General features: G+C 40.3%; 8 protein-coding genes and 1 pseudogene. 8 read left to right on the forward strand and 1 reads right to left on the reverse strand.

Annotation, left to right across the window (positions count from 1 at the left end; all coding sequences use genetic code 11):
• The first annotated feature begins 34 nt into the window (after positions 1-34).
• From rpe to LV85_RS19015, 8 genes are all read left to right on the forward strand, one after another.
• Positions 35-694, forward strand: a complete 660-nt coding sequence (gene rpe, locus LV85_RS18980; protein WP_111322414.1) for a ribulose-phosphate 3-epimerase — start codon at positions 35-37, stop codon at positions 692-694.
• A gap of 113 nt (positions 695-807) precedes the next feature.
• Positions 808-1,317 (forward strand): hypothetical protein, encoded by a 510-nt coding sequence (locus LV85_RS18985; RefSeq protein ID WP_111322441.1) that lies wholly within the window; start codon positions 808-810, stop codon positions 1,315-1,317.
• 96 nt (positions 1,318-1,413) lie between these two features.
• Positions 1,414-2,436 (forward strand): hypothetical protein, encoded by a 1,023-nt coding sequence (locus tag LV85_RS18990; RefSeq protein ID WP_111322416.1) that lies wholly within the window; start codon positions 1,414-1,416, stop codon positions 2,434-2,436.
• Positions 2,437-2,532: 96 nt separating this feature from the next.
• Positions 2,533-5,106 (forward strand): DNA gyrase subunit A, encoded by a 2,574-nt coding sequence (gene gyrA, locus LV85_RS18995; protein ID WP_111322418.1) that lies wholly within the window; start codon positions 2,533-2,535, stop codon positions 5,104-5,106.
• A gap of 27 nt (positions 5,107-5,133) precedes the next feature.
• The gene (locus LV85_RS19000; protein WP_111322420.1) at positions 5,134-6,345 is read left to right on the forward strand and encodes a tetratricopeptide repeat protein; all 1,212 of its coding nucleotides are present in this window, start codon (positions 5,134-5,136) and stop codon (positions 6,343-6,345) included.
• Between the two features lie 160 nt (positions 6,346-6,505).
• Complete coding sequence (locus LV85_RS19005) at positions 6,506-7,639, forward strand: acyloxyacyl hydrolase (RefSeq protein ID WP_111322422.1); 1,134 nt, start codon at positions 6,506-6,508, stop codon at positions 7,637-7,639.
• 82 nt (positions 7,640-7,721) lie between these two features.
• Entirely contained in the window at positions 7,722-10,178 is a 2,457-nt protein-coding gene (locus tag LV85_RS19010) for a PIG-L family deacetylase (RefSeq protein WP_111322424.1), read from the forward strand.
• Positions 10,179-10,281: 103 nt separating this feature from the next.
• Positions 10,282-12,000 carry a sodium:solute symporter gene (locus tag LV85_RS19015; protein ID WP_111322426.1) on the forward strand — a complete coding sequence of 573 codons (1,719 nt, stop codon included), beginning with the start codon at positions 10,282-10,284 and terminating at the stop codon, positions 11,998-12,000.
• Between the two features lie 207 nt (positions 12,001-12,207).
• On the opposite strand, the pseudogene LV85_RS19020 reads toward LV85_RS19015, so the two are convergent.
• Positions 12,208-12,525, reverse strand: a pseudogene (locus LV85_RS19020) (hypothetical protein); the annotation flags it as partial.

Raw genomic sequence — 12,525 nt, forward strand, 5'->3', positions numbered from 1 at the left:
AATTTAGTTTTTTTACATAACCAATATTGAACTCATGTCTCCATTAATCGCCCCTTCTATACTAGCCGCTGACTTCGCAAACCTTCAAAGGGAAGTAGAAATGCTTAATTCCTCAGAAGCAGATTATATCCATGTAGATATCATGGATGGAGTATTTGTTCCGAATATTTCTTTTGGAATTCCAGTGACTGAAGCTATTCATCGCCATGCGAAGAAACCGCTGGATGTGCACTTGATGATCGTGAATCCAGATAACTACCTGGAAGCTTTCAGGAAAGCAGGAGCAGAAGTCATATCCGTGCATTACGAAGCTTGTAATCATCTCCACCGTACGCTACAAGCTATTACTACACTGGGTGCTAAAGCTGGGGTGGCTATCAATCCTCATACTCCAGTGGAATTATTGTCGGATGTAATTCAGGATATTGATTTGGTATGCATGATGTCTGTGAACCCAGGTTTTGGAGGTCAGAAATTTATTGAAAATACGTATTCAAAAGTCTCACGATTGAAGGATTTGATCTTGGCAAAAGGAGCAAAAACAAAGATCGAAATAGATGGGGGAGTGAACCTTCAGAATGCTCCTAAATTACTTGCTTCTGGAGCGGATGTATTGGTAGCTGGAAGTTTTGTGTTCAACTCCTCAGATCCTGTGCAGACTATCTCTCAACTAAAAGAGATTGCGCTAGTTTGACCATTTTGATTACCATTTGTCATAAAAAAACTTAAAAAGCAGCTTTGTTTCTTGAATTTTTGGGTTTAGAGTTTTTTATTGGGGATTATACAGAAATTAAAATCACAAAGTTTATGAAAAAAGTATTGCTTTTCGGAGCGTTGTTCGCGTTCCTAGGGCTTGCTGCTTACGCACAAGATGAGGAGACAGTCACAGATGAAGACTTGACTAAATATGCAAATGTAGAGGTGACATTTGATAATTATGTGAATTCAAAAACAGATGAATTGAAAGCTATGATTTTGGAAAATGAGATTTTCCAGGGTGGTGGTAGATATAATGAGATCAAAGCAGCTTGGGGTGATGAGGCTAAAATGACTGAAGCTGAAGTTACAGATGAAGAAAAAGCTGCTTTTGAAGAAGTAAAAGAATTTCAAGGTTCTCTTCAGGGAGTTTTGAAAGAATATAAGACTAATTTGATCATGGACGAGGAAGTTCTTGGTGCTGGTACCTATAATAAAGTGTTAGCTGCAACTAAAGCTGATCCTGCTGTACAAGAGAAATTAGATACTATGATCGCTGAAATGAAAGCAAAGCAAGAAGCTGAAAAAGAAGATACTTCTGAGCCTACAGACGGAAAATAAGATTTTATTTACTCTTATTATGAAGATGCCTCCCAATCGGGAGGCATTTTTTTTTAATTTCACACCAAGAGTCCCAAGCCTTCGTTTAGATAAAGTATGAATTTCAAAAAGCTACCCCTCTCTATTATTCTTTGTTTTGTGTTGACAACTGTGCTCGCACAGGAAGAAGATATTTTCGGTATATCCGAGAAAGCCAAAAGCCCCAAAAGTGAATCTTCTATTGGCAATGTCGCTAGAAATGTGTTGGAGATGTTCAGTGTGGAACTATCTGGTGGGGGAGGCTATCAGCAATTTAGCACAAGCTTTTATACTCCTAATCCTGGGCTATATCCTTTCACTAGGTATCAGAATCTTGATGGTGATCCCTTAGATATTTCGGAGGAAAATCCCTTGGAGATGCAAGGAGGAGACTGGGTGTTTCCAAACTGGAATGGAGGCCTAAGAATTAACCTATTCAACTTATTGACCATAGGTGGAGGCTTCGGTCAGGAGTGGGGCAATCTTGCTCCTATGCAAGGAGGCGACCATCAGTTTGATTTTGAAGGAGCTACCTATCAGGTGGATAAATTGTATGGAACCGTTGGGTTGGTGCTATATGATGCCAATAGAAGACGTGCCTTTCTCAATTGGAGATATAGGAATTACTCTTCTTCCAATCTGTATATGCAATCAGAGCTTAGACAGCGTGCTCGACAGAATTATCCATGGAGATTTATTTTTGAAGCTGAGTTTGGTAAGCTGAATCTGAAGAAGGCTTACGATCCAGCATTTGACAATGGTACAGATCCATATGTGCCAAGACTAGCGGTATCCGACAAGAATTACTACGGATTAGGCTTGAGGGTAGAACGTGACTTTTCGGAGTACACCAAAATGTTTATAAAAGGAGGGGCTGATTTCCGAAAATTCACTTATGCTGCAGCCGATTATTCTGAAGTGCAAGATCTTGATCAAAAAGTTTACGCCCTGCAAGCTGGGGTAGCGGTTCGCTTTCCGGGAACTAAGCGTTGCAAAATCGCTGGTTGTGGCGTCGTAATGAAGCATATGCACAACGGAATCGAGTACAGAGGCAGCGGAATTTTCAATTTTCAGAACCGAAAAGTAGGGCAGTGGTATTAAAGTCTTGATTATCGACATTGGACTTTATAATCTCTTTTCAAAACCAGTCGGTTTTTACTATCTTGCAGCCTTAATCGACCCCGTGAATAGCATTATATGGCTCAAGGAGAAAACGAGAATATCATACCCATTAACATTGAAGAGGAAATGCGTGGTGCCTACATCGATTATTCGATGTCGGTTATTGTTTCAAGAGCGCTTCCTGATGTCCGTGATGGACTGAAACCAGTACACCGTCGAATCCTATTTGGGATGCAGGAACTGGGTGTATTACATAACAAATCTTATAAGAAATCTGCCAGAATTGTCGGTGAGGTACTAGGTAAGTATCACCCACATGGTGATTCTGCTGTGTACGAAACGATGGTTCGTATGGCGCAGCCTTGGTCTCTGAGATATCCTATGGTGGATGGTCAGGGTAACTTTGGTTCTGTCGATGGAGATAATCCTGCGGCGATGCGTTATACAGAAGCAAGACTAAAGCGTATAGCGGAAGAGCTTTTGGTAGATATCAATAAGGAGACTGTAGATTTTCAATTCAACTTTGATGACTCCCTGAAGGAGCCAATCGTATTGCCTGCAAAGGTTCCTGCACTTCTTTTGAATGGAGCTTCAGGTATTGCTGTAGGTATGGCGACGAATATGGCGCCTCACAATTTGGGAGAAGTCATAGACGGGATTGTAGCCTACATCGATGATAATGAGATCACTGTGGAAGGATTGATGGAGCATATCATTGCCCCTGATTTCCCAACCGGCGGTATAATCTACGGTTACAATGGCGTAAAAGCTGCCTTTGAAACTGGCCGTGGTAGAGTAGTGATGCGTGGTAAAGCCAATGTTGAAATCAAAGATGGTGGAAATAAGGAGATGATTGTCATCACCGAGATACCATATATGGTGAACAAGGCTAGCATGGTAGAGAAAACCGCCGCGCTGATCAATGAAAAGAAAATTGATGGAATTTCTGCAATTCGTGATGAGTCTGACCGCTCAGGAATGCGAATTGTTTATGAACTGAAGCGTGACGCGATATCCAGCGTAGTATTAAATAATCTTTATAAGCATACACAGTTACAGACTTCATTCTCAGTGAATAACGTTGCCTTGGTAAAAGGCCGTCCACATACACTGAATCTGAAGGACATGATCGTTCACTATGTCAATCACCGCCATGAGGTAGTGATTCGTAGAACGGAATATGAGCTGAGAGAAGCAGAGAAGAGAGCACATATACTCCAAGGTTATCTGATTGCATTAGATCACTTGGATGAGGTGATTTCCTTGATCAGAAGCTCTGCAGATCCTGAAACAGCTAGAAATGGCTTGATCGAGAAATTTGATCTGAGCGAAATTCAAGCAAGAGCGATTCTCGATATGAGATTGCAGCGATTGACTGGAATGGAGCGAGACAAGATTATCAATGAGTATAAAGAGATCATGGCTTTGATCGACGAGCTCAACGAAATCCTTGCAAGCGAAGAAAAAAGAATGGAAATCATCAAAGGCGAACTGGCAGAAATGAGAGCGCGCTATGCAGATGATAGAAGAACTGAAATCGAGCATAATGCAGAAGATTTCAGCTATGAAGATATGATTCCAAATGAGGAAGTGATTATCACTGTTTCTCATGAAGGATATGTGAAGCGTACAGCGCTTACAGAATATAGAACACAAGGTAGAGGAGGCGTAGGATCACGTGGTGTAAGTACCAAGCAAGATGATTTTACAGAGTATTTGTTCACTGCCTCTACGCATAATTACCTCTTGATCTTTACGGATAAAGGGAAGTTGTTCTGGTTGAAAACTTATGCAATTCCTGAAGGTTCTAAGACTTCTAAGGGTAGACCTATTCAAAACTTGATTAGCATAGAGCAAGATGATAAAATCCGCTCTATCATTCAGGTAGCTGATCTGAATGATCAGGATTACCTAAACAATCACTTCTTGGTGATGGTGACCAAGAAAGGCGTTATCAAGAAAACTACATTGGAGCAATACTCTCGTCCAAGGACTAACGGTATTATCGCACTGAATATCCGTGAGGATGATCAACTGGTGAATGTGGAAATGACTAATGGTAGTCAGCACATCGTGATTGCAGCCAAATCTGGTAGAGCTATCCACTTCAATGAATCAGCTGTAAGACCAATGGGCCGTACTGCTACAGGTGTGAGAGCTATCAGGTTAAATGATGATAACGATTATGTGATTGGCATGGTATGTGCGTCTGAGGAAAATGCAACTTTACTAGTAGTTTCTGAAAAGGGCTACGGTAAGCGCTCTAAACTTGACGAGTATAGAATCACCAATCGTGGAGGAAAGGGAGTAAAAGCAATGAGTGTTACTGAGAAAACCGGTACACTAGTCGCAATCAAAGAAGTAGTAGAATCTGATGATTTGATGATCATCAATAAGTCAGGCATTACCATTCGTATTTCTGTAGATGGCCTTCGTGTGATGGGAAGAGCTACTCAAGGAGTAAGATTGATTAAAGTCGGAGAAAATGACGAAATTTCCTCAGTTGAAAAAATATCAAAAGAGGAAGAAATAGAAGTCATCGAGGATGCGACAGTAATTACGGATGAAAATCCTGAAGCAAGCTCTGATGAGCCTTCCACTGACGAATCTGAGGATTCTTCTGAAGAAGGAAATGAAACTAACGATTAACCAACCAAACAAGAAAAATACGCTAAAATGAAGAAGCTAATTCTATCAATGGCCTTGATCGGTGCAACGACCTTGGCTTTTGGACAAAAAAAAGTGGTTCGATCTGCACAGAAGAATTTTAAATCTGGCGATCTAACTGAAGCCCTTGCAGAAGTAGAAGCGGCCACTGCTGATCCAGAAACAGGTAGCGATCCTGCCACTTATCTTTTAAAAGCACAAATTGAAACCAAAATGTTTGGTTCAGATTCATCTAATACAGCCTCAACTGTTGAGACAGGTCAAGTTGCATTAGATACTTATAACAAGGCTTTTGAAATGGCTGGATCTGATAAAGAAGATGGTGTAGGAGAAGAAGTTTATACGGAAGACATGCCAGGTGTTCCGGACAATCTTAGACCATATTCTATTTACACGCTAAAAAATGTAGCATTCGACAAAGCACTCGAAAGATATAATGCTGAAGATCAAGAAATGGCTTACCATTTCTTTGACTTAGCTGGACAAGTAGACCTTATGGATACTACGGTTCATTATAATGCAGGTTTTATAGCAAATGATTTGGGTATGTTTGAGGAGGCCAAAAAGCATTTTGGATACCTACTTGAAGTACCTGATTACAATAAGTTGACTGTTTATTACCTATTGGTTCAGATTGCTAGTGGTGAGGATAAAAATCCAGAAGAAGCATACGATATCATCATGAGAGGTAGAGAGGATTATCCTGAGGACAAAGTTCTTGCAGAATATGAGATCCAATTATTACTTCAGTTAAACAAAATGGACGAAGCAATGGCTTCTATCCAGGAAGCATTGAAAAATGATCCAAACAACGCTGGAATCCTATTGAGATCAGGTTACCTAAGAGAGCAGGCTGGTGATATAGATGGAGCACTAGAAGATTATAAAAAGTCTGTTGTTGCAGACCCTGAGTTTTACGATGGCAACTATTATACTGGTGCGCTATTGCTAGAGAAGTCAAGAGAAATTCTTGCTGAATTGAATTCACTTTCTGATGAGGAATGGGAAGCTAAGTCAAAATCAATGGGGGATGAAGCAAATCTTCACTACGAGGAAGCAATACCTTACTTTGAGAAAGCATTGGAAATCAGGCCTGATAATACCGATGTAATGGCTATTCTGTTCAGAGTTCATGCAAGATTGAAAAATGATGCTGAAGCAGATAAGTACAACAAGATGTTGATCGAAAAAGTAGGGCCGAACTGGCAAGAAACTATGTAATTCGAAATTTATATAAAAGAAGCCTCTGGATTTGATTTCAGAGGCTTTTTTGTGTTTTAGATATTCTTATTTGATTTCCTTATTAGCTAAATCTCTGGAAAAATAGATAGGCTGCCTTTTACAATATTTTTATCTTTGCCACCAGAAATTCACAGTAGCGATGCGATTGCAAGTAGTACTTAGTATAGTGTGTATATTTTTTTTGGGACTGATTTCAAACCAAGTTGACGCGCAAACCAAAAAATACATTGAAGTTTCCTATGACCAAGGACCGATCATTGGTAACAATAAAGACTGGGCTAATGAACTCATTGATAAAATCGATTATTCTGCATTTGACTTAAGGTTTGGATGGAGAAGTAGCAAGAATACTTACTATAATTACATCAACAGATACCCGAGTTACGGTGTGGGATTTACCTCAGCGCTCAATTATTATTCGGAAATAGGGAGACCAATGGGCGTTTATGCTTTTGGAGAATTTCCGTTTGGGAGGAATGTTTTTCACCGGAAACTCAATTTCAGCTATTTTGCTCAAATTGGTTTGGGTTTCAATATGAATCCCTATGACGCAGAAAGCAATCCTTTAAATGGTTTTGTGAGTACGGCAGTCAATATACACGTCCATTTCGGCTTGAAAGCTTCCTATAGGTTTTCGGATACCTTCGAAGGTTTCACTTCCATAGGAACCAAGCATTATTCAAATGGATCAATTAAAAAACCGAATTCAGGAATTAATTTCATTCCAATAGCGATAGGCTTACGAGTAAACCTTGACAAAGAGCCTTTCAACCCAGGGGGCAAACCTGATTTTCCTCCTTTAGAAAAAAGAGGTTTTTGGAATATTGCCGCTTACACAGGATTAAAGAGTTATGATATTGGTGAGAAAACCTATTTTAGAGGAGGTTTGGGACTGAATTATCTATGGGAGCTTTCTTACAAATACCGAGCTGGCTTAGGTATAGATTGGTTTTATGGAGCAGGTGCCAGTGAAAGATATCCTGATGAGAATATTACATTTTTTGATGTTAACTCTTTTGCGGTAGTAGGCTCCTGGGAATGGAAGCTTTCTGAGCGAGTTTATATGCCTATTGCCTTAGGAGTGTATATCAGTAGAGCACACTATAATCAAGAGGTATCAAGTTTCTATGAGCGTATAGGCATTCGATATAGGATGAATAATAATATGTTTACAGGCATTCAGATCAAGGCGCATAAAGCCAAAGCTGATTTCTTTGAGTTTACCTTTGGATATACTATCCCTGGTAAAGTGAGGAAAATCGTTAATCACTAAGTGATTTTGACTCCTTTAATCAAAAAACATTTTTATTTCCCTTGGTCTTGTTTTAGCTTGTAAGGACAATATACACCCACATATGAACAAGCCTATCTTGCTCAGATCATTAGCAATACTTTACTTCTTGCTGAACTCTTTGATCTGTGTTTCACAATCCCTTCCATCTTCCGAGATATACCATCAGCTACTTACACTCAAGGAAACCAAGAGAGTCCTGTACGTGGCTGCGCATCCTGATGATGAAAACACGCAGCTGATTGCCGCCCTAGGCAATGGAGAACATGTGCAAGTAGCCTATTTGAGCTTAACAAGAGGTGATGGAGGACAGAATCTACTTGGCAAAGAACTCGGTATTGAACTGGGACAAATCCGGACTCAGGAATTGCTTCGGGCCCGTGAGACGGATGGTGGAAGACAATTCTTTACTAGAGCGATGGACTTTGGTTACTCCAAGAATCCAGATGAAACCTTACAGAATTGGGATAAACAAAAGGTGCTTGCTGATGTAGTATGGGTAATACGAAATTTCAGGCCTGATATCATTATCACACGATTCAATACAATTCCAGGCGGTAATCATGGGCATCACACCACTTCTGCGATTTTAGCAGAAGAAGCTTTTGACTTGGCAGCAGATCCAAGCTCTTTTCCAGAACAATTGAAGTATGTGGAAACTTGGCAGCCAAGACGGATTTTCTGGAACTCATACAATTTTGGGGGAGAATTTGTAGCAGATAAATCGGCGAAATATGCGGTTTTTCAAGTAGGTGAATTTAATAGCTTGCTCGGCGAAACCTACAGTCAAATAGCCGCCAACAGCCGTACCATGCATAAATCGCAGGGTTTTGGAGCCACACCAAGGATAGGTGCAGCTGTAGATCATTTACAATTTATCAAGGGGGAATCCTTTGAAACTTCAGCTTTCGAAGGGATTCCTAATCGCTGGAATGAGCTAGACGGAGGGAATGAAATCGAGACTTTGATTGAAACTGCCATTGAGAGATTTGACTTCAAAGATCCAGTAGTAAATCTTAAATCCTTGATGCAAATCCGGGCTAAGCTGCTAGCAATTAATTCAAAACCTACCTGGGTTAGCGAAAAGGCAAAGAAGATAGATGAGTTAATTTTTGAAGTTTTGGGGCTGAAAATGGAATTGGTTACCAATCAGGAACTAGGTTATGCTGGCGAAAAGATCAAGGCCAATCTAGTTGTTAACAATCCTTCTGTGGTGTTGCTTTCAGGCCTTTCTTTAGAGCTTTACGGTGATGCCTATGCCGAGAAGAATAAAGTAATTACGAATAATGAGCCGGTTATTGTTCCTGTTAATTTCCAGATTCCAGTAGATGAGCCACTTTCTCAGCCATATTGGTTGGTCAATCCAGTAGTAGATGCAATCTACGATGTGAAGGATCAGCTTTTAATAGGAAAGCCTTTCAATGACATGAAGGTGGGAGGTACTCTAACTTTCAAAATAGATGATCAGATATTCAATACAGCTATTCCTTTAGAGTACAAATACAACGATCAGGTGGATGGCGAAGTGAAACAACCATTTACCATTATTCCAGAAATAGACTTAGATGTTTCAGATGAAAATGTGTTTTTGATTTCTGGCGTAAATCCAGTTGTTACCGTTTCGGTCAGTTTCCATGGTGAAATGAAAAAGGGGGAATTGACTTTTAAAAATCTAACTGAGGCTGAATTTGAGATTGTAGCTGAAGAAGAGATTGCCAGTCTCAAGAAAAAGATTTACTCAGTTTCTTTCAAATTGGATAAGAATGAAAAACGTGAAGTAGTAGCGCAGTTTACCACTAATGAGGGTAAAACTTTTGATCAAGACACCCATAGGATTTCCTACAAGCATATTCCAAACCTGACTTATTTTTCCCCAGCAGCTATGAACTTGATCCAACAGGATTGGAAAATTTCTGGAGCTGAGATCGGTTACATTATGGGAGCTGGAGATGATGTTCCTGCGGTTCTTTCTTCCTTAGGATATAAGGTCACTGAAATCACAGATTTTTCCTTAGCCAATCTTTCTCAGTTCAAAAGTATCGTAGTGGGAATCAGGGCATACAATACCAATGTGGCCCTTGCTGCCAATCAGCAAAATCTAATGGCCTATATTGAAAATGGAGGGACTGTAGTGGCTCAGTACAATGTAAGTCGTCCGCTTCTGATTGAAAATCTTGGTCCTTATCCATTTAAGATCAGCAGAGATAGAGTGACGGTAGAAAATTCTCCTTTTACGGCGGACTGGAATCATCCGATTTTGGCTGGACCAAATAAAATAACAACAGCCGATTTCGACGATTGGATCCAGGAAAGAGGATTGTATTTTGAAACTGATATTGCAGCAGAATATTCAACTCCACTGACTTTCCAAGACCCAAATGAGGATCCATTGAATGGCTCATTGATTTATGCCAAATATGGCAAAGGCACTTACATTTACACAGGGATCTCTTTCTTTAGAGAGTTGCCAGCTGGAGTGCCAGGAGCGACTAAATTATTTATCAACTTGATCGAGCAATAGTTTTGGAGGAAAAACGAATACGTTGGAAATACCTATATGCAGGATTAATTGTCTGCCTTTTTGTACTGTTAGCCTTGTTTTATTGGCTTAATATAGCCTACGCATGAGCACATTAGATTGGGTAGTGCTTTTCGGTACTTTGACTCTCATAGCGACTTATGGCGTCTATAAGACCTATGGGCCAAAGAGCCTAGATTCTTATCTGCGCGGTAAAAATTCGATGAATTGGTGGTCGATTGGTTTGTCTATCATGGCCACTCAAGCATCTGCTATTACCTTCTTGAGCACGCCTGGTCAGGCATATGAAGATGGGATGAGGTTTATTCAGTTTTACTTTGGTCTGCCTCTGGCGATGATTGTCATCTCAGTGGTTTTCATTCCGATTTATTACAAACTCAAGGTTTACACAGCTTATGAGTTTCTCGAGAATCGATTTGACCTGAAAACTCGAACGCTTGCTGCACTGCTGTTTATAATCCAGAGAGGCTTGGCTGCTGGTATTACCATCTATGCGCCAGCGATTATTCTATCCACTTTACTTGGTTGGAACCTGACGGTTACCAATATTCTGATTGGCTCTGTTGTGATTCTTTACACTGTTTCGGGAGGAACTGAAGCGGTGTCTATCACTCAAAAACAACAGATGGCAGTGATGATGGGAGGGATGATACTAGCAGGGATTATCGTGATCCAAATGCTCCCAATTTCCTTCCAGGAAGCTATGCATGTGGCAGGAAAGATGGATAAGCTGAATATGGTCAACTTTGAATTTGATATCTCAGACCGTTATAATATCTGGTCAGGGATGACTGCTGCGGTTTTTCTCTTCACTTCATATTTTGGTACAGATCAAAGCCAGGTGCAACGCTACCTCTCAGGTCAGACGCTTTCCCAAAGTCGAATGGGCTTGATTATGAATGGTTTTTTGAAGATTCCAATGCAATTCATTATCCTGTTTATCGGAGTAATGGTCTTTGTGTTTTACCAATTTTTCTTACCTCCAGTAGTTTTCAACAAGGTTCAAACAGATAAACTAAGGCAAAGCGAGTATGCCGCTGAGTTTGAAGGATTGGAAGCAGATTATGCAGAGAATTTTGAGGAAAGTAAAGCTTCCTATCTTGATATGCTTGACGCGATAGATCAAGAAGATGAAAGCCGAGAAACTGATATTCGAGAGAAATTATCTGGATTGAAATCAGAGCAGCGTGCTATTCGTGATGAGGTGAAAGAGTTAATCGTGACGAATGATCCTGTGGCAGAGACGCGAGATACAGATTACGTGTTTATGCGCTTTGTGATGGATAATTTACCGAAAGGAATCATTGGCTTACTCTTCGCTGTGATCTTTTCAGCGGCAATGTCATCCACAGCTTCGGAGCTGAATGCTCTGGGATCTACTACTACTATTGACCTGTATAAGCGATCCATCAAGAAAGAAGGTAGCGATAAGCATTACTTGAAATCATCTAAATTATTTACTGCTTTCTGGGGGTTGGGAGCTATCCTCTTTGCTACCTATGCCTCTTTATTCGAAAATTTAATTCAAGCTGTCAACTTGCTAGGCTCCCTATTTTACGGAACTATCCTTGGGATATTCCTGGTGGCTTTCTTTATGAAGTGGGTCAAAGGGCAAGCGGTTTTTATAGCGGCTTTGCTGTCCCAAGCTTTGGTGTTATTTGTGCATTTCAACAATGGAGATGTGATGGATGGAAATCTTTGGGAGATAGGTTTTCTTTGGTACAATCCTATAGGTTGCCTTGCTGTAATGCTATTAGCGGCATTGATTCAATTGGTTATGCCTACTGCAAAAGCGACCGAATAAGACCTAAGCAATTTTAACCAGAGAAGCCTCCCAATTTAGGAGGCTTCTCTAGTTAACTCTTAAATTAATGGTACCCGAAGTACATATTAGGGCTTTACAGGTTTTAAGTTTCAATACTCTTGCCACTTTTCACCATTTACAACTGGGTACTCATCGAACATTCGGCATCGGTCACATACCACCCAACAATTATCACTTCAACCCGCATTATGCATTAGAATAATTGAATGGAGGGCTTATGTTTTGAATTTGGGCAAATATCCCATCCATCCAAGGCCTCTTTTTAGCAGGTAATGAGATTTTCAATACCTGCTTATTGGCATGATTTACCTTCCATGCTCCTAATGCAAAGCAATAGGATTTCAGTGTTTTTAAGGTGGCCCGATTATGATGATTCAGCGCAAAATGACGGAATAAACTCATTAGGTTATAAGCTACCATGATGAATCTGAACGAGGCTTCTGTTGCCCAGAAATCCTGTAAGCAAAAACTTTCCAGGCCAAAATCATCCTTGAGTTCTTTGAT

Source organism: Algoriphagus chordae (assembly GCF_003254055.1).
Lineage (GTDB): Bacteria > Bacteroidota > Bacteroidia > Cytophagales > Cyclobacteriaceae > Algoriphagus > Algoriphagus chordae.